This window comes from Burkholderia plantarii (assembly GCF_001411805.1).
Taxonomy (GTDB): Bacteria; Pseudomonadota; Gammaproteobacteria; order Burkholderiales; family Burkholderiaceae; genus Burkholderia; species Burkholderia plantarii.
Genome location: NZ_CP007213.1, coordinates 3,237,137 through 3,254,510, shown reverse-complemented (window position 1 = coordinate 3,254,510; position 17,374 = coordinate 3,237,137). Strand labels below are relative to the sequence as shown.

Below are 17,374 nucleotides of genomic sequence, written 5' to 3'. Positions count from 1 at the left end.
GAAACGAACGGCCGATCCGGACGGATCGGGCCCAATTTCCGGATCAGGGTTTGTACGGAGTGTAGATGGGCGTCACCATAATGAAAACCATCCGTGGTTTATCAAATTGATAAACATGGCTTATGGCGATGTGGGGAAGGAGATGCTGGCGCGCCGGCGGGCGGCGTGGCGCGGGCGGGCGGGCCGATCGGACGACGGCAGTCGTCACGGCCATCCCGGCGCGCGTAGCGGCAGCAAGGCGCGTGCGACATGCGATCCGGGTCGGTATCGACCCACGATTCGCCGCGCTCGGCGGTATCCGGCGCGAGTGCCAACCGGACGGCGGCGCCCGTCACCGGCAGCCATGCCGACGGAGGCGTTCGGTGCCGACGCATGACGCGCAGCGACACGAAAAACTCAATGACATCACCGTCACCAGACAAGTGACGCCAAGTCATCAATCGCGACGGCCGGCGTGGTAGCCTGCGAGCCACCTTCTCCCATGCCGGCGCGCCCGGCCGCCCGACCATGCGAACCCGTCACGAGAACCTGTCCGGTGGCATCAGCGTGTTCGCGGCGGTGGTGGCGGCCGGCACCTTCGCGGCGGCGGCCGACGCGATCGGCATGACGCCGCCCGGCGTGAGCCGCGCGATCGCGCGGCTCGAGAAGCGGCTGCGGATCCGCCTGTTCAACCGCACCACGCGCTCGGTGGTGCTGACCGACGAGGGGCGCCGTTTCCACGAGCGCGTCATGCCGCATCTGGCGGGGCTGGAGGATGCGGCGGCCGGCGCGGCCGGCGACGCCGCCGTGGCGCGCGGGCGCCTGCGCGTCAATCTCGATCCGGTCTGCTACGCGGCGATCCTCGGCGCGCCGCTCGAACGCTTCATGGCCGCGCATCCCGAACTCGAACTCGAATTCATCGCGCGCGACACGGTGGGCGACCTCGTGATGGACGGCTTCGATCTGGCGATCCAGTTCGGCGAGCCGCGCGCCTCGACGATGATCGGCCGCAAGCTGCTCGACACGGCCGTCGTCACCACCGCCGCGCCCGCGTATCTGGCGCGCCGCGGCCGGCCGGCCACGCCCGACGCGCTCGCCGACGGCCGCCATACCTGCATCGAATTCCGCAACCCGGAGACGGGCAAGCCGTTTCCGTGGGAGTTCCATCGCAAGCGCGCGCGCCGCGTGGTGGCCACGCGCGGCCGGCTGATCGTCAACGATCCGTCGGCCGTGATGCAGGCCTGCGCGGGCGGCCTCGGCATCGCGCAGATGCTGCGCTTCTCGGCCGGCCCGCTGCTCGCCGACGGCCGGCTCGTCGAACTGTTCCCCGACTGGGCCGACGAACGCTTCCCGCTCTACGCCTATTACCCGTCGCGCGACCACCTGCCGGCACGCACGCGCGCGTTCCTCGATTTCGTGATCGCGCTGCTCGGCCAAGCCTGAGGGCGGCCCGGCGCCGGCCGCGCGCGTGCCGCCCGGTATCGCGCGGTGTCGTTGCGACGCCGGGCGACGCCGCGCGTCTACGCGAACACCGGCGCGGCCGGATCGAGCAGCTTGTCCAACGTGATCGGCAGCTCGCGCACGCGCTTGCCGGTGGCGTGGTGGACCGCATTCGCCACCGCCGCCGCGAGCCCGGTGATGCCGATCTCGCCCACCCCGCGCGCGCCGAACTCGTTCAGTTCGAAATCGGGGTGATCGAGGAAGATCACCTCGATCTCGGGCTGGTCCGCGTGGACCGGCACCACGTATTCGGCGTAGTTGTTGTTGGCGGGCAGGCCGGTGCGCGGGTCGTACTCGGTGGCCTCGAACAGCGCCATGCCCACGCCCATCACGATCGCGCCTTCCACCTGGTTGCGCGCCGTCAGCGGGTTCATCACGCGGCCCACGTCGATCGCGCTGACCACGCGCGCCACGCGCAGTTGCGAGATGCCCGGGTCCCAGCGGACCTCGACGAAGTGGACCCCGAACGAGCGGAACGAGACCTTGCCCGAGGGCGCCGCGGCGGTGCTTGCGAAGCCTTCGGCATTGGCGTAGCGGCGTGCCTTGAGCACCGCGTCGAACCCGGCTTCATGCTCGCCGTCGCCGAGCATGCCGCGCTCGAAACGCAGGTCCTCGGGCTTCACGCCGGCGAACGGCGCGCCGTCGGCGGTGGCGATCGTCTTCAGCTGCGCGATCGCGTTGCGGGTGGCCTCGGCGATGGCCGGCGACACGCTCGCGGTGGCCCACGAGCCGCCCGACATCGGCGCGGGCGGGAACGAGGAATTGCCGAGCCGCACCTTGATGCGCTCGACCGGCAGCCCGGTCAGCTCCGCCACGATCTGCGCGGCGATCGTGTAGGTGCCGGTGCCGATGTCCTGCACCGCGCAGTTGACGAGCACGGTGCCGTCGGCCGACAGCTGCACGCGCGCCTCCGCCGGGGTGCGGTAGGCGTCCCAGTTGCAGGCGGCCATGCCGTAGCCGATCACCTCGCGGCCGTCGCGCATCGCGCCGATGCCCGGATCGCGCGCGTCCCAGCCGAAGCGGGCGGCCGCCGTGGCGATCGCCTCGGGCAGATGGTTGCCGGACCACGGCAGGTTGGCCACCTCGTCGCGCGTGGAAAGGTTTCGCAGCCGGAACGCCAGCGGGTCCTGGCCGACCGCGAGCGCGAGTTCGTCGATCGCCGATTCGAGCGCGAACAGCCCGGGCGCGGCGCCCGGCGCGCGCATCGAGGTGGCCGAGCCGTGGTTCACGCGCGTGGTCTGGTGGCTCACCAGCACGTTCGGGCAGGAGTAGAGCACGCGCGAGACGCCGCCGCAGTTCTCGACGAACTGGTCGGTCATCGAGGTGGTGTTGATCGATTCGTGGCGCAGCGAGACGAGCCGGCCCGAGGCGTCGGCGGCCAGCCGCAGCCGCTGCCTGGTCTCGGGGCGATGGCCGGTGGTGGTGAACATCTGCGCGCGCGGCACCACCAGCTGCACGGGCCGGCCGACCGCGAGCGCGGCGGCGCTGGCCGCCACCGAATGCGGCCACATGAACAGCTTGCCGCCGAAGCCCGAGCCGATGAACGGCGCGTCCACGGTGACCTGGTCGGGCGTGAGGCCGAACACGCTGGCAAGCGTGTTGCGATGCACGGTGACGCCCTGCGAGGCCTCGAACACGTAGAGATGGCCGTCCTCCCAGCGCGCCACGGTGGCATGCATCTCCATCGGGTTGTGGGTTTCCACCGGCGTGCGATAGGTCGCGTCGATCCGGTGCGGCGCCGCGTCGAACGCCGGCTCGGCCTCGCCGCGCGCATGGCCGCGCCCGCCGTCGCGCGAGCCGCCCGCCGCGAGCCCCTGCTCGAGCGTGGCGGCGGCGCGGTTGCGCGCGTAGTCCACGCGCAACCGGCAGGCGGCCTCGCGTGCATGCTCGAAGGTGTCGGCGATCACCAGCGCCACGAACTGGCCCGCGTAGTTGACGTTGGCGTCCTCGAGCGGCAGGCGCGATTCGTCGGTGATGGTCGCGCGCAGGATGGTCGGGATCGAGATCGGGCTCTTCTTCGGCCGGTACATGCGCGGCACGTGCTCGTGATGGAGGACCTCGATCACGCCCGGCACGCGGCGCGCGTCGCTGGTGTCGATGCGCGTGACGCGTCCGCTCGCGATGGTGCTGAACACGCCGTAGGCGTACACCATGCCGGGCGGGTGCTGGTCGGCCGTGTAGCGCGCGGCGCCCGTCACCTTCAGTTGGCCGTCCACGCGCTTCATTGGCCGGCCGATCGTCGATTCGCTCATGCGAGGCTCCGGAGTGGGCTGGAAAGGGGCGGACGTCATGCGGTGACCGTCTGCAGGTTGCGCACGATCGCCTGCTGGCCGAGCGCGATCTTGAAGCCGTTCTGGCCATACGAGCGCGCGTCGGCGAGCGCCAGCGCGGCGGCCTTCGCGAACGTGTCGACCGTGGCCGGCTGGCCGGCCAGCGCCTGTTCGGCCGCGAGCGCGCGCCACGGCCGGGTGGCCACGCCGCCCAGCGCGAGCCGCGCGGTCTCGATGGTGCCGCCGCGCATCACCACGATGGCCGCGCACGAGGCCAGCGCGAACTGGTACGAGGCGCGGTCGCGCAGCTTCAGGTAGGCCGAGCGGCTGCCGGCGAGCGGCGCGTCGAGCGTGACGTGCGTGATCAGTTCGCCGTCGGCCAGCGCGTGCTCGCGCCACGGCGTGGCGCCGGGCAGCAGGTGGAAATCGGCGAAGTCGATCTCGCGCGTGCCGGCCGGCCCCTGCACCTGCACCCGCGCGCCGATCGCGGCCATCGCCACGCACATGTCGGACGGATGCGCGGCGATGCAGTGTTCGCTGCCGCCGAGCACCGCGTGGACGTTGCGGTTCTGGCCGTCGATCGCGGCGCACCCCGAACCCGGCTCGCGCTTGTTGCAGGGCGAGACGCCGTCGCGGAAGTAGCCGCAGCGCACGCGCTGCATCAGGTTGCCGGCGGTGGTGGCCTTGTTGCGCAGCTGCGTGCTGGCGCCCGACAGCAGCGCCTGCGAGAGCAGCGGATAGGCATGGCGGATCGCGTCGTCGTGCGCGAGCGCGGTGTTCGACACCATCGCGCCGATCCGCACGCGCCCGTCGGGCAGCGGCTCGATCCGGTCCAGCGCGAGCTTGTGGATGTCGACCACGCGCGCCGGGCGCATCACGTCGAGCTTCATCAGGTCGAGCAGCGTGGTGCCGCCCGCGAGGAACACCGCCTGGTCGGCCGCGCGCGCGGCCAGCGCCTGCGCCACCGAATCGGCGCGCTGGTAGTCGAAGCTGCGCATCAGGGATTCCTCCCGCCCTTGGCGCGCGCGTCCTGGATCGCGGCGACGATGTTGCGATAGGCGCCGCAGCGGCAGATGTTGCCGCTCATCGCCTCGCGCACCGAATGGTCGTCGGCGGGGATCCGCGCGTCGCGCAGCACCGCCACCGCGCTCATCATCTGGCCGGCGGTGCAGTAGCCGCACTGGTAGGCGTCGTGGTCCCAGAACGCCTGCTGGATCGGGTGCAGGCGGCCGTTCCGCGCGAGCCCCTCGACCGTGGTGATCTCGTCGCCCTCGTGCATCAGCGCGAGCGACAGGCACGAGTTGATCGCCACGCCGTTGACGTGGACCGTGCAGGCGCCGCACTGGCCGTGGTCACAACCTTTTTTCGTGCCGGTCAGCTGCAGCGTGTCGCGCAGCACGTCGAGCAGGATCGCGTTCGGCGCCACTGTCAGCTCGTGCGTGACGCCGTTGACGGTGAAGCGCAGGTTCGGGCGGCCGCCGTCGTTCGCGGCCGGCTGGAGCGCGGCGGCGGGCGCGTCGCTCGCGGCGGCGGGCGGTTCCGCCGCCGTCGCGCCGTCGAGCCAGCCGCCCGTGCCGACGGCGGCCGCGCCCGAGGCACCGGCCTGCAGGAAGCGGCGCCGCGAAATCGCGGGGCGCGGCTCGGCCGCCGACGCCGGCGCGGAACCGGAGGGCGGCCCGGCGGCGGGGACGACGGCGGGGACGACGGCGGTAGCGGGGCTGGCCGTCCGGGCCGTGGCCGGGGCGGTGCCGTCGCCGGACTCGGGGGCGAACGGAGTCGGGGAATCGTGGGTCATCGGCTTTCCTGTGCGGTGGGGGCGCACGTCGGGTGCTGCGCGCGATCCCCATTAAAGCCGGTCGCGGCGCGCCTCGCCAGCCCCGTTCGCCTCAAAGCCTCGTGCAGGAAAATTCACCAATCGAACGGGGCCAGATCGCCGATGATGGGCGGCCGGCGCGAAGGCGGCGCGATACCGGACGCGCCGCTCGTCGCCAGCGCCCGGGAACGGCGCCCGCCGGCAAGCTTCGTTCCCGGCCGGGGCGCTGGCGGCATGCCGGCGCCCGCTGCTTCTACAAGGAATTCCCGCTCATGAAAACCTGGTTCATCACCGGCACCTCGACCGGCTTCGGCCGCATCCTGACCGAGAAACTGCTCGCGCGCGGCGACCGCGTGGCCGCCACGCTGCGGCGGCCCGCGCTGCTCGACGCGCTGCGCGAACGTTACGGCCAGCGCCTGTGGGTCGAGACGCTCGACGTGACCGACACGGAACGCGTCGCGCCGGTGGTCGAGGCCGCGTTCGACGCGTTCGGCCGCATCGACGTGCTGGTCAACAACGCCGGCTACGCGGCGTTCGGCGCCGCCGACGAACTCAGCGACGCGCAGCTGCGCCGCCAGCTCGACACGAACGTACTCGGCTCGATCCATGTCGCGCGCGCGGCGCTGCCGCGGCTGCGCGCGCAGGGCGGCGGGCGGATCCTGCAGGTGTCGTCGATGGGCGGCCAGATCGCGCTGCCGGGGCTGTGCGCCTATCACGCGTCGAAGTGGGCGATCGAGGGCTTTTTCGAGGCCGTGGCGCAGGACGTGGCGTCGTTCGGCATCGAGGTCACGCTGGTCGAGCCGGCCGGCGCGCACACCCGTTTCATCCATGGCCTCGATCACGCGCAGCCGCTCGACGTCTACGCGGACACGATCGTCGGCGAGCGGCGCCGCGCGCTGGCCTCGCCGTCGACTTACCGGCTGCCGCTATCGCCGGAGAAGGCCGTGGACGCGATGATTGCGAGCGTCGATGTCAGCCCGGCACCGCGGCGGCTGGTGCTTGGCGGCGGGGCGTATCAGCTGATTCACGCGGCGCTGGGCGCGCGGCTCGCCGAGCTGGAGGCGCAGCGCGAGATCGCGTTCGGGGCCGATGATGACGTGAGTTGAATGAAGGGGCGAGCCGCGAGACGTGGCGCGTGAGTCGAGGGTCGTCACGCGGCGGCGCGAGGGAGCCTGCCGCGGCGGACGCGAACGAAGCGCCGTCGCCCCGGACATGCGCGTGCTTGCCGGCGCGTCTAGTCCGGTTGGCCCGGAAGCCGCGGCTCGCGCAGGTAATCGATATCCCATTCGGTCTCGCCCGTCACGACGAAGCCGTGGCGGAGGTAGAAGCGGTTCGAATCGCTGCCGCGCAGCGCGCCGACGCGCACCGGCATGCGCCGCGCATCGGCCTCGCGCAACACGGTGTCGAGCACGGCCGCGCCGATCCCGCGGCGCTGCTGCCCGGGCAGCAGGTAGAGGTGGTCGAGCCGCCAGTGGTCGGCCGCGTGATGCACCGCAAGCAAGCCGGCCCGCGCGCCGTCCGCCACGATGAACCGGCAGGTGGCCGGATCGAACGACGCGAGGAAGCGCTCGCGCGCGCGTTGCGGATCGAAGCGGCCGATCGCTTCGAGGCTGGCGCGCATCGCGGCGATGCGGATCGCCACCAGCGTGTCGGCGTCGGCGGGCGTCGTGGAGGCGATCAGGTGCATGGCGGATCGTGATGGGCGCGAGAACGTGGCGGTGAGGCGTGAGCGGGCGGGATGGCCGGCACGCAAGCACGACGCTAAACCCGTGCCGTTCTTCCCGGCGCCTCCCCATACGCGCGCGCCTGCGCCAGCAGCCACGCGCGAAACGCCTCGAGCGGCTTGCTGTGGCTGAGCTCGGTCGGATAGACGAGGTAATAGGCGGCGTCGTCGTCGGCCGCCGCCCGCGCGGCCTGCGCGGGCGGCACCACATAGGGCACCACGATCCCGAGCTGCTTCTCGCGCCCGTCCACGAAGAACTTCGGCACCAGCGCGATACCGAGCCCGGCCGCCGCGGCGCTGATCAGCATGGTGTGCAGCTCGTAGCGGTCGCCCTGCATGGTGCCGTGCTCGTCCACGCCGAGCGAGGCGAACCAGCGCGCCCAGCCGTCGGGCCGCGTGGTCGAGTGCAGCAGTGGCCAGGCGAGCAGCTCGTGCGGCTTGCGCACGGGCTTGTTCAGCAGCGCCGGCGCGCAGACCGGCACGACCTCCTCGCCGAACAGGTAGTCGGCCGACGCGCCGGGCCAGGTCGGCTTGCCGTAATGGATCGCCGCCTCGAAGTGCGATTCCGCGAACGAAAAGATCCCGGTGCGCGCGCCCATGTTCACGCGCACGTCGGGCGTGCGATCGTAGAAATCCTTCAGGCGCGGAATCAGCCATTGCGATGCGAAGGTGGGCAGCACCGCCAGCTCCAGGTAGCTGCCGCCGCTGCCGTGCGCGATGATCGAGAGCGTGTCGCGGTCGAGATGCTCGAGCGCGCGGCGCACCTGCGTGCTGTAGAGGCGCCCGGCGCGCGTGAGCACCACGCGCTGCTTGGCGCGCACGAACAGGCGCACGCCGAGGCTGGCCTCCAGCGTCGCGATCTGCCGCGAGATCGCGCTTTCCGTCAGGAACAGCTCGCGCGCCGCGTAGGTGAAGCTCTCATGGCGGGCCGCCGCCTCGAACGCCAGCAGGGCGCCCATGTTCGGGATCTTGAATTTGCGCATGATGATTCCGAAAACGCATCAAGTCCCGATTTTATCTCGCTTTACGCCAGCCTGGATCGTTTCAATAATGCGGCGAGCTCAAGGCCGGCGGCGTCAGCGAATCCGGCCGCGCGCCATCCCGCCGCCTGCCCCGCCGGCGAGCCTCGCCCCATTCCGACCAGAGACCCGATGCGCAATCCCAACCTCGACACCCTGCTGGCCGCGCTGCTCGGCCCGGCCACCGCCGACGCGCTGTTCGCGACGCTGAACCTGCCGCCGTGCCTGGCCGATTGGGAGCCCGGCTGCGTCACGCGCGCCGAGCTCGCGCAGGCGCTGAACATGGCGCTGTTCGAGGGCCTGCTCGAACGCTCGCCGAACGGCCGCGCCTACACGCGCGAGACGGTCGAGGCGGGCGGCTCGGTCTGCTTCGATCACGGCGCGCTGCGCACCGTGCGCTGGCACGACAACGGCGCGCTGCCGCCCGGCGAGGCCGCGTTCACGCGCATCCTGCGCCCGCTCGGGTTTCGCCCGAACGGGCGCTATCCGCTCGACCGGCTCGGCATGACGGGCCGCGCCTACGCGCACGAGGACGCGCCCGACGACATCGCCCAGTTCTTCGTCAGCGAACTGCATCCCGAGCGCTTCTCGGCCGGGTTCCAGCAGGCCGTCTCGAACGTGGTGAGCAGTTCTCGCGACCCGCTCACGCCCGAGGCCGCCGGCCTGCTCTGGGAACTCGAACGCGACGGCACGCTGCCGCTCGCGGCCGCGCAGCGGCTGCTGCCGGTGCTGGTCGGTGCGTTTTCGCGCCAGCACGCGGTGCCGGCCGTGGCCGACTACGAGGTACTGCTCGCCGAATCGGCCGAGATGGCCTGGATCGCGACCGAGGGCAACGCGTTCAACCACGCCACCGACCGCGTGGCCGACGTGTTCGCGCTGGCCGAGGCCGAGAAGGCCAAGGGCCGGCCGATGAAGCCCGAGGTCGAGCGTTCGCGCTCGGGACGCGTGTTCCAGACCGCCTACCGCGCCGACATCGTCGAGCGCGAGTTCCGGACCGCCGACGGCCGCATGCTCTCGCGCAGCGTGCCGGGCTCGTTTTACGAATTCATCACGCGCAAGCGCGAGTTCGACCGCGCCACGCAGCGCTGGACGCTCGACCTGCGCTTCGACGCCGGCAACGCGCAGGGCATCTTCCGCATGACCGCGAACGCGGGCGGCTGACGCGAAGCGACCCGGCGGCGCCAGCCCCTTCGTGCCGGGCTTGATGAGCAAACCGCAAGAGGTGGTGCGCAGATCTCGTTTGATCCGCGCGTATTGGTTGCCGAGAATCAATCGCCGCGCCCGAGCGAGCCGCCTGCCGCCGGCTGCGGCGCATCCTGTCGAGACAACGAGACCGAACCCGGGAGCCCCGAACCCGCAATCCGCATCGCCCGACTCGCGGCGCCGCGCGCCGCCGGCCCGTCACCGCCGTCACTGAATTCGCGCCGCGAATTCCCCACCGAGAAGGAAGCGTCCGATGAAGATCCGTTCGAGATTCGCCCGTCGCATCGTCCTGACCGCCGTGCTGGCCTGCGCCGCCGGCGGCGTGCTCGCGCAGGAAATCGTGAAGATCGGCGTGGCGAGCCCGCTCACCGGCAGCGCCGCCGCCTACGGCAAGGACATCGAGGACGGCGTGCGCATGGCGGTGGACGAGGCGAACGCCGCGCACCCGGTGATCGGCGGCAAGCCGGTGCGCTTCGAGGTCGACTCGCAGGACGACCAGGGCGACCCGCGCGTGGGCGTGCAGGTCGCGCAGCAACTGGCCGACGATCGCGTCGCGGCAGTGATCGGCCACTTCAACTCGGGCACCACGCTGCCGGCCTCGAAGATCTACGCGAAGGCGGGCATCCCGATGCTCACGCCGGCCGCGACCAATCCCGACATCACGCGCGCGGGGCTCGCCACCGTCTACCGCGTGATCGCCAACGACGTGCAGAACGCCGGCAACGCGGGCGTCTACGCGGCCACCGTCACGCGCGCGAAGCGCATCGCGATCATCGACGACCGCACCGCGTTCGGCCAGGGCGAGGCCGACCAGTTCGAGAAGGCGGTGCGGGCCAACGGCGGCACGGTGGTGGCGCACGAGTTCGTGTCGGACAAGGCGGTCGATTTCAGCGCGCAGCTCACGCGCATCAAGAGCGCCAACGCGGACCTGCTGTTCTTCGGCGGGCTCGACGCGCAGGCCGCGATGCTGGTCAAGCGGATGCGCCAGCTCGGCATGCGCGCGCAGTTCCTGGCCGGCGGCGGCGTGATGAACGCGAACTTCATCCGGCTGGCCGGTCCGGCGGCCGAGGGCGCCTCGGTGTGGGAGTACGGCCAGCCGCTCGCGCGGCTCGCGAAGGGCCGGCAGTTCGAGGCGCAGTTCCGCGCCAAGTACGGCGTGGACATGCTGGCCTACGCGCCGTTCGCCTACGACGCCACCTGGATCGTGATCCACGCGATGCAGCAGGCCGGCACGGCGGCGCCCGCCGGCTACAACGCGACGCTGAAGGCGACGCGCTACGACGGCATTACCGGCACCATCGCCTTCATGCCCGACGGCGACCTGAAGCAGCCCAGCTCGACGCTCTACCAGGTGAAGTCGCTCGCCTGGGTGCCGGTCACGACGCGTCAGGGCGCCGAATGACGCCGGACGCGCACGACCCGGTACGACGCACGGCGCGCCTTGGCCCGAAGCGCGCCGTGCGCGGCCGCCGCGGCGCGTCGCGGACCACTCCGGCCGGCGCCGCGCGCCGGCCGCCCTCGACGATGACGACAGCAACGGCAGCGGCCCGGCCGCTCCCGCATTTTTCCTTTTTCCGACTCTCCACAGGTGGCAACGTGAACGCAACCCGCATCCTTTCCGAACTCGGTATCGAGCGTCTGGCCGACTCGGGCGACCTCGCCGTCCATTCGCCGATCGACGGCCAGCCGATCGGCCGCGTGGCGAGCCGCTCGGCGGCCGAGGTCGACGCGGCGCTCGACGCCGCGCAGCGCGCCTTCCTCGCCTGGCGCGAGGTGCCGGCGCCGCGTCGCGGCGAGCTGGTGCGCATCCTCGGCAACAAGCTGCGCGAGAAGAAGCAGGCGCTCGGCGCGCTGATCACGCTCGAATGCGGCAAGATCCTGCAGGAAGGGCTTGGCGAAGTGCAGGAGATGATCGACATCTGCGATTTCGCGGTGGGCCTGTCGCGCCAGCTGTACGGCCTGACCATCGCGTCCGAGCGCCCCGGCCACCGGATGGCCGAGACCTGGCATCCGCTCGGCGTCTGCACGGTGATCTCGGCGTTCAACTTCCCGGCCGCCGTCTGGTCGTGGAACGCGGCGCTCGCGCTGGTGTGCGGCAACGCCGTGATCTGGAAGCCGTCGGAGAAGACGCCGCTCACCGCGCTGGCCACCCAGCAGATCCTCGACGACGCGCTGCGCGAATTCGGCGATGCGCCGGCCGGCCTCTCGGCCGTGCTCAACGGCGGGCGCGAGGTGGGCGAGCAACTGGTGGCCGATCCGCGCTCGAACCTGGTGAGCGCCACCGGCAGCACCGCGATGGGCCGCGCGGTGGGCGTGGAAGTGGCGCGCCGCTTCGGCCGCTCGCTGCTCGAACTGGGCGGCAACAACGCGGGCATCGTCTCGTCGACGGCGAACATGGAGCTCGCGCTGCGCGGCATCCTGTTCTCGGCGGTCGGCACCGCCGGCCAGCGCTGCACCTCGCTGCGGCGCCTGTTCGTGCAGGCCGACGTCTACGCGGCCACCGTCGAGCGGCTCAAGGCGCTCTACGCGAAGGTCACGATCGGCAATCCGCTCGAGGCCGGCACGCTGATGGGGCCGCTCATCGACGGCGCCTCGTTCGCGCGCATGCAGGCGGCGCTCGCGCAGGCGCGCCGCGAGGGCGGCACGGTGTTCGGCGGCGAGCGCCACGCGGTGCCGGGCCACGACGGCGGCTTCTACGTGCGGCCGGCGATCGTCGAGATGCCGGCGCAGACCGACGTGGTGCTGACCGAGACGTTCGCGCCGATCCTCTACGTGCTGAAGTACGAGCGCTTCGACGAGGCGATCGCCGCCAACAACGCGGCCTCGCATGGCCTGTCGTCGTGCGTGTTCACCACCGACCTGCGCGAGAGCGAGCGCTTCCTGTCGGCGGCCGGCAGCGACTGCGGGATCGCCAACGTCAACATCGGGCCGAGCGGCGCCGAGATCGGCGGCGCGTTCGGCGGCGAGAAGGAGACGGGCGGCGGGCGCGAGTCGGGCTCGGATGCCTGGAAGAGCTACATGCGCCGCGCCACCAACACCATCAACTACTCGTCGGCGCTGCCGCTCGCGCAGGGCATCGACTTCAACATCGACTGACCGCGCGCCATCCGCGATTCGCGCGCGGGCGCCCCGGTGCCCGCGCATTCCTGATACCGGCAATGGAGCCTTCCATGAGTTCCCGCATCGTTATCGTCGGCGGCGGCGTGATCGGCAGCGCGATCGCGTATTTCCTGCGGGTGTCGGACCCGAGCGCGGCGGTTACCGTGATCGAGCGCGATCCGACCTACGCGCGCTCGTCGTCGGCGCTGTCGGCCGCGTCGATCCGGCAGCAGTTCTCCACGCCGCTGTCGATCCGCATGTCGCTGTTCGGCATTGAATTCCTGCGCGAACTCGGCGAACGGCTCGCGATCGACGGCGAGCGGCCGTCGATCGACCTGCACGAGGGCGGCTACCTGTTCCTCGCCACGCCGGCCGGCGAGGCCACGCTGCGCGAGAACCACGCGCTGCAGGTGGCCGAGGGCGCGCAGATCCGGCTCATGGCGCCGGACGCGCTGCGCGCGAGGTTTCCGTGGCTCAACGTCGACGATCTCGCCGCGGGCGCCTACGGCGAGCGCGGCGAGGGCTGGTTCGACGGCTACGGGCTGGTGCAGGCGCTGCGCCGGAAGGCGCGGTCGCTCGGCGCGCGCTATCTGGCGGCCGAGGTGGTGGAGCTGGTGCGCGAGGGGCGCCGCGTCACGCAGGTGGTCACGGCCGACGGCGAGCGCCATCCCTGCGATACCGTGGTGAACGCGGCGGGCGCCTGGGCGAAGCGGATCGCGGCGCTGGCCGGCATCGAGATCCCGGTCCATGCGCGGCGTCGCAGCATCTTCAACGTATCGTCGCCGGCGCGGCTCGAGGCCTGCCCGCTGCTGATCGATCCAGGCGGCGTGTACTTTCGCCCCGAGGGGCGCGGCTATATTTGCGGCACCTCGCCGTCGCCCGGGCACGACCCCGACGACCTGCCGCTCGACGAGGTCGATCACGCGCTGTTCGACGAGGTGATCTGGCCGGCGCTCGCGCATCGCGTGCCGGGCTTCGAGGCGCTGCGCGTGGAGCGCAGCTGGTCCGGCTACTACGAATACAACGTGTTCGATCACAACGCGATCATCGGCTACCACCCCGATCTCGAGAACTGCGTGTTCGCCAACGGCTTCAGCGGCCACGGCCTGCAGCAGGGGCCGGCCACCGGGCGCGGCGTCAGCGAGCTGATCCTGAACGGGCGCTACACCTCGCTCGATCTGTCCGAACTCGACTGGCGGCGCGTGCTGGAGCGGCGTCCGATCGTCGAGAAGAACGTGGTGTGACGGGAGCATGAGCGATGATGCATGACTTCACCGCGCCGTTTCGCGAGCCGGCCGGCTCGCCGATTCGCGAGCTGTTCAAGTATCTCGGCCAGCCGGGAATGATCTCGCTGGCGGGCGGCTATCCGGCCGCCGGCCTGTTCGACACCGGGGGCCTGGCGGCCGCGGCCGAGCGCGCCTGGCGCAACCCGGTGCGCTGCCTGCAATACGGGCCGACCGACGGCCTGCCCGAGCTGAAGGCCGCGCTGGCCGCGCGGATGGCCGCGCGCGGCGCGCGCTGCGCGAGCGACGAGCTGGTGGTGACCACCGGCTCGCAGCAGGGGCTCGACCTGCTGCTGCGCGTGCTGGTGGCGCCCGGCGACGTGGTGCTGACCGAGCAGCCGGCCTATCCGGCCACCCTCGCCGCGCTGCGCCTGCAGCAGGCCCGCGTCGTGACGGTGCCGACCGATCGCGACGGGCTCGACGTGGACGCGCTCGCCGTGCTGCTCGAGGCCCGCGGCGCCGATCGCATCGGGCCGCCGAAGCTGCTCTACACCGTGCCGACCTTCGCCAACCCGACCGGCGCGACGCTCACGCGCGAGCGACGCCTCGCGCTGCTCGCGCTCGCGGTGCGCCACGGCTTCGTGATCGTCGAGGACGATCCCTACGCGGATCTGCGCTTCGCCGGCGAGCCGGTGCCGTCGATGCTCGCGCTCGCCGACGAGGTGCCCGGCGCGCGCGAGCACGTCGTGCATTTCGCGAGCCTGTCGAAGATCGTCGCGCCGGGGCTGCGGATCGGCTGGACCGTGGCGCCGGCCGAGATCGCGCGGCGCTGCACGATCGCCAAGCAGACCGTCGACCTGTGCAGCTCGCCGTGGACCCAGGCGATCGCGGCCGAGTATCTGGCCGAGGGCGCGCTCGATCGGCATCTGCCGTCGATCGCCGTGGCCTATCGTGACAAGTGCGATGCGCTTTGCGACGCGCTCGACGCGGCGTTCGACGGCGCGGTCACGTTCCATCGTCCCGAGGGCGGGCTGTTCGTCTGGGCGCGCGCCGCCGCGGTGGAGGCGGCGGCCTGGCTCGCGCAGGCGATCGAACGCAACGTGATGTTCGTGCCGGGCCGCGCGTTCTACGAGGATCGAGCCGATCCCTCGGCGCTGCGGCTGTCGTTCGCCGCGCCCGCGCCCGACGAGATCCGCGAGGGCGTGCGGCGGCTCAGGCTCGCGTTCGACGCGACGCTCGCGCAGGCGGACGCGGCGGGCGGCCGGACGGCTTGACGAGGTAACGGGCGCGGCTGACGGGGATCGGGCGCCGGGGAAGGCGCCGTGCCGCGTTCGGCGCGCCCTCGCGTCGCTACGCGCGCCGCCGTCGCTTCGTCAAATAGGTTGCTGGCGCAACCACCTCGCGTCGGAATCAGAACTTGTGGCGCAGGCCGAGCCCGACCACCGTCTGCTGGTTCGTGGAGGACGGCGTCTGCCCGCTCACGTCGGCGCCGAGCCCCGAGCCGTCCGCGCCGATGCGCTGGTAGCTGACCTGCGCGTAGAGGTCGGTCGTCTTCGACAGGAAATAGTCGGCCTGCACCGACACCTCGTGCCAGCGCGGGCGATGGCCGCCCGTCGCGTTCGAGATCGCGCCCTGCGTGAACGTGTATTCGCCGTTGAGCGCGAAAGTCGGCGTGAGCAGATAGCTCGCGTTCACCTCGTAGTTGCTGAAGCTCGCGCCCTGGCCGTTGCCGGCGAGGCCCAGGCCGTTCGCGCCGTTCAGCGTGGCGAGGCCGCCCAGCTGGGTGCGGGTCCAGACGAAGCCGAACAGCGCCCGGCCGAGCCGGTAGTTCACGCCCGCTCCGTAGGTGCGCTGCAGCGCGGCCACGAAGGTGCGCTCGGTCAGCGTGATCGCGCCGCTGGTGTTCGCGCTGCCGCCGTTGTTGGCCTGCAGGTAGCCGGCCGCCAGCGACAGCGGGCCGTTGCGGTACGACGCGCCGACGCTGTAGAGGCGGTTGTCGTCGAAGCCGCCGGCCTCGTTCGAGAACGCGTAGAGCGTGCCGAACTGCAGGCCGTGCAGGTCGGGGCTCGCGTACTTGATCGCGTTGTTCACGCGGAACGAGTTGTTGAGGTTGTCGTTGTCGTAGGGATGGGTGGACAAATTGTTGCCGCCGGGATGGTGGCCCGTGAAGCTGAGCGGCGCGAGGTAGTCGACCACCGAATCGTATTGCCGGCCGAGCGTGAGCGTGCCGAGCTCGCGGTTCGCGAGTCCCGCCCACGACTGATAGCCGAACAGCCGGCCGCCCTGGCGCAGCGAGCCGTTCATCACGCTGAAGCCGTTCTCGAGCGTGAAGATCGCCGCGGTGCCGGCGCCCAGGTCCTCGCGGCCGGTGATCCCCCAATGGCTGCCGGTCACGGTGCCGCTGCCCGCCTGGAACTGCTTGTTGCCGGCCGCGTTGCTCGTATAGACGAGCGCGGCGTCGATCACGCCGTACAGCGAAACGCTGCTCTGCGCATGGACGGCGCCGGTGGACAAGGCTGCGCACGCGGCGACTGCGAGGGTCGTTTGCTTCATCGATGGTCTGTCGTTGGAGGTGGACGGAAAGCGGCCGCGGGGCGAGGCCTGGCGAATCGTTGCGCGGCGCCGGCGGGTGGCGCGCGGCGGGCGTCGGCGGCCTGATCTCACGGTGCGAGCCGCAAAATCGGCGTGATATATTCCGAAACACGAACGATTTCTATTTACAGCGCGAGACTGTAATGGCCGTTTGTAATGGCGGTGTGTTGGCGCGCGGCCTTTTTGTAATGAAATGCGTTGGCGCCAACCACGCGCTTTCCCCAGACATGGCGATGGATCACATCCTGGTCGTCGACGACGACCCTCACATCCGGCAACTGCTGCAGGACTACCTGCGCGAGATGGGCTATCAGGTGCAGGTGGCCTGCGACGGCATGCAGATGAAGCGGGTCTTGCGGCACGCGCAGGTCGACCTGATCGTGCTCGACCTGATGCTCGACGGCGAGGACGGCCTCGACCTCACGCGCGACCTGCGCCGCGAGCACGGCGTGCCGATCATCATCCTGTCCGCTCGCGGCGGCCTGCTCGACCGGATTCTCGGGCTCGAGATGGGCGCCGACGACTATCTACCCAAGCCGTTCGATCCGCGCGAGCTGGTGGCCAAGATCAAGGTCGTGCTGCGCCGCACGCGCGCCATGCCGGGCGGGCGCACCGCCGACGCGAGCGCGTGGATCGGCTTCGCCGGCTGGCGGCTCGACACGCGCATGAAGCAGCTGCTCTCGCCCGACGGCGTGGTGGTGTCGCTGGGCGGCTCCGACTACCGCACGCTGCGCACGCTGCTCGATCATCCGAACCGGCCGCTGTCGCGCGAATTCCTGCTCGAGCGCGTGTTCGACAAGGGGCTCACGCCGCTCGACCGCTCGATCGACGTCTGCGTGAGCCGGCTGCGCCAGACGCTGAACGATTCGGCGCGCAACGCGACGCTGATCCGCACCGTGCGCAACGAGGGGTACATGCTGGTGGCCGAGGTCGCCTACGAGGCGTAGGCGAGG

General features: G+C 71.4%; 14 protein-coding genes. 8 read left to right on the top strand and 6 right to left on the bottom strand.

All coding sequences use genetic code 11. The annotated features are described in order from the left end of the window. Positions 1-507 precede the first annotated feature (507 nt). Positions 508-1,422, top strand: a complete 915-nt coding sequence (locus bpln_RS30550) for a LysR family transcriptional regulator (protein ID WP_042628836.1) — start codon at positions 508-510, stop codon at positions 1,420-1,422. 77 nt (positions 1,423-1,499) lie between these two features. On the opposite strand, the gene bpln_RS30545 is transcribed toward bpln_RS30550, so the two are convergent. From bpln_RS30545 to bpln_RS30535, 3 genes are read right to left on the bottom strand one after another with little or no spacing between them, the layout of a single operon-like run. Beyond that, positions 1,500-3,731 (bottom strand): xanthine dehydrogenase family protein molybdopterin-binding subunit, encoded by a 2,232-nt coding sequence (locus bpln_RS30545; RefSeq protein WP_055140901.1) that lies wholly within the window; start codon positions 3,729-3,731, stop codon positions 1,500-1,502. A 35-nt stretch (positions 3,732-3,766) separates the two neighbouring features. Beyond that, positions 3,767-4,747, bottom strand: a complete 981-nt coding sequence (locus bpln_RS30540) for an FAD binding domain-containing protein (protein ID WP_042628834.1) — start codon at positions 4,745-4,747, stop codon at positions 3,767-3,769. After that, positions 4,747-5,544, bottom strand: coding sequence for a (2Fe-2S)-binding protein (locus tag bpln_RS30535; protein ID WP_082465494.1), 798 nt, complete (start codon positions 5,542-5,544; stop codon positions 4,747-4,749). Before bpln_RS30535 ends, bpln_RS30540 begins: the two co-directional genes overlap by 1 nt. Positions 5,545-5,834: 290 nt before the next feature. Here bpln_RS30535 and bpln_RS30530 point away from each other — a divergent pair, with 290 nt between their 5' ends. Then, the gene (locus tag bpln_RS30530; protein WP_055140900.1) at positions 5,835-6,668 is read left to right on the top strand and encodes an SDR family oxidoreductase; all 834 of its coding nucleotides are present in this window, start codon (positions 5,835-5,837) and stop codon (positions 6,666-6,668) included. 128 nt (positions 6,669-6,796) lie between these two features. On the opposite strand, the gene bpln_RS30525 is transcribed toward bpln_RS30530, so the two are convergent. Together bpln_RS30525 and bpln_RS30520 are read right to left on the bottom strand one after the other, a co-directional pair. After that, positions 6,797-7,249 (bottom strand): GNAT family N-acetyltransferase, encoded by a 453-nt coding sequence (locus bpln_RS30525; protein WP_055140899.1) that lies wholly within the window; start codon positions 7,247-7,249, stop codon positions 6,797-6,799. 74 nt (positions 7,250-7,323) lie between these two features. Continuing rightward, positions 7,324-8,268 (bottom strand): LysR substrate-binding domain-containing protein, encoded by a 945-nt coding sequence (locus bpln_RS30520; RefSeq protein ID WP_042628831.1) that lies wholly within the window; start codon positions 8,266-8,268, stop codon positions 7,324-7,326. Positions 8,269-8,436: 168 nt separating this feature from the next. Between bpln_RS30520 and bpln_RS30515 the strand changes: the two genes are divergently transcribed. From bpln_RS30515 to bpln_RS30495, 5 genes are all read left to right on the top strand, one after another. Then, positions 8,437-9,465: a DUF1338 domain-containing protein gene (locus bpln_RS30515; protein ID WP_055140898.1), complete on the top strand. Its 1,029-nt coding sequence runs from the start codon at positions 8,437-8,439 to the stop codon at positions 9,463-9,465. A gap of 295 nt (positions 9,466-9,760) precedes the next feature. Then, the gene (locus bpln_RS30510; RefSeq protein WP_055140897.1) at positions 9,761-10,909 is read left to right on the top strand and encodes a branched-chain amino acid ABC transporter substrate-binding protein; all 1,149 of its coding nucleotides are present in this window, start codon (positions 9,761-9,763) and stop codon (positions 10,907-10,909) included. 194 nt (positions 10,910-11,103) lie between these two features. Then, on the top strand, positions 11,104-12,603 hold the full coding sequence (gene amaB, locus bpln_RS30505) for an L-piperidine-6-carboxylate dehydrogenase (protein WP_055140896.1): 1,500 nt from the start codon (positions 11,104-11,106) through the stop codon (positions 12,601-12,603). Positions 12,604-12,677: 74 nt separating this feature from the next. Next, entirely contained in the window at positions 12,678-13,850 is a 1,173-nt protein-coding gene (locus tag bpln_RS30500; RefSeq protein ID WP_055140895.1) for an NAD(P)/FAD-dependent oxidoreductase, read from the top strand. A 17-nt stretch (positions 13,851-13,867) separates the two neighbouring features. Next, complete coding sequence (locus bpln_RS30495; RefSeq protein ID WP_055141281.1) at positions 13,868-15,103, top strand: aminotransferase-like domain-containing protein; 1,236 nt, start codon at positions 13,868-13,870, stop codon at positions 15,101-15,103. Positions 15,104-15,239: 136 nt separating this feature from the next. Here the strand turns inward: bpln_RS30495 and bpln_RS30490 are convergent, their stop codons facing one another. Further along, positions 15,240-16,382: a porin gene (locus bpln_RS30490; RefSeq protein WP_042628826.1), complete on the bottom strand. Its 1,143-nt coding sequence runs from the start codon at positions 16,380-16,382 to the stop codon at positions 15,240-15,242. 272 nt (positions 16,383-16,654) lie between these two features. Between bpln_RS30490 and bpln_RS30485 the strand changes: the two genes are divergently transcribed. After that, on the top strand, positions 16,655-17,368 hold the full coding sequence (locus bpln_RS30485) for a response regulator (RefSeq protein WP_080937577.1): 714 nt from the start codon (positions 16,655-16,657) through the stop codon (positions 17,366-17,368). The last annotated feature ends 6 nt before the right edge of the window (positions 17,369-17,374 follow it).

What these genes read in the sequence shown, in the direction of transcription:
- bpln_RS30550 (WP_042628836.1), top strand. Translation starts at nt 508, where the DNA reads ATGCGAACCCGTCACGAGAACCTGTCCGGTGGCATCAGCGTGTTCGCG.
- bpln_RS30545 (WP_055140901.1), bottom strand. Translation starts at nt 3,731, where the DNA reads ATGAGCGAATCGACGATCGGCCGGCCAATGAAGCGCGTGGACGGCCAA.
- bpln_RS30540 (WP_042628834.1), bottom strand. Translation starts at nt 4,747, where the DNA reads ATGCGCAGCTTCGACTACCAGCGCGCCGATTCGGTGGCGCAGGCGCTG.
- bpln_RS30535 (WP_082465494.1), bottom strand. Translation starts at nt 5,544, where the DNA reads ATGACCCACGATTCCCCGACTCCGTTCGCCCCCGAGTCCGGCGACGGC.
- bpln_RS30530 (WP_055140900.1), top strand. Translation starts at nt 5,835, where the DNA reads ATGAAAACCTGGTTCATCACCGGCACCTCGACCGGCTTCGGCCGCATC.
- bpln_RS30525 (WP_055140899.1), bottom strand. Translation starts at nt 7,249, where the DNA reads ATGCACCTGATCGCCTCCACGACGCCCGCCGACGCCGACACGCTGGTG.
- bpln_RS30520 (WP_042628831.1), bottom strand. Translation starts at nt 8,268, where the DNA reads ATGCGCAAATTCAAGATCCCGAACATGGGCGCCCTGCTGGCGTTCGAG.
- bpln_RS30515 (WP_055140898.1), top strand. Translation starts at nt 8,437, where the DNA reads ATGCGCAATCCCAACCTCGACACCCTGCTGGCCGCGCTGCTCGGCCCG.
- bpln_RS30510 (WP_055140897.1), top strand. Translation starts at nt 9,761, where the DNA reads ATGAAGATCCGTTCGAGATTCGCCCGTCGCATCGTCCTGACCGCCGTG.
- bpln_RS30500 (WP_055140895.1), top strand. Translation starts at nt 12,678, where the DNA reads ATGAGTTCCCGCATCGTTATCGTCGGCGGCGGCGTGATCGGCAGCGCG.
- bpln_RS30495 (WP_055141281.1), top strand. Translation starts at nt 13,868, where the DNA reads ATGCATGACTTCACCGCGCCGTTTCGCGAGCCGGCCGGCTCGCCGATT.
- bpln_RS30490 (WP_042628826.1), bottom strand. Translation starts at nt 16,382, where the DNA reads ATGAAGCAAACGACCCTCGCAGTCGCCGCGTGCGCAGCCTTGTCCACC.
- bpln_RS30485 (WP_080937577.1), top strand. Translation starts at nt 16,655, where the DNA reads ATGGATCACATCCTGGTCGTCGACGACGACCCTCACATCCGGCAACTG.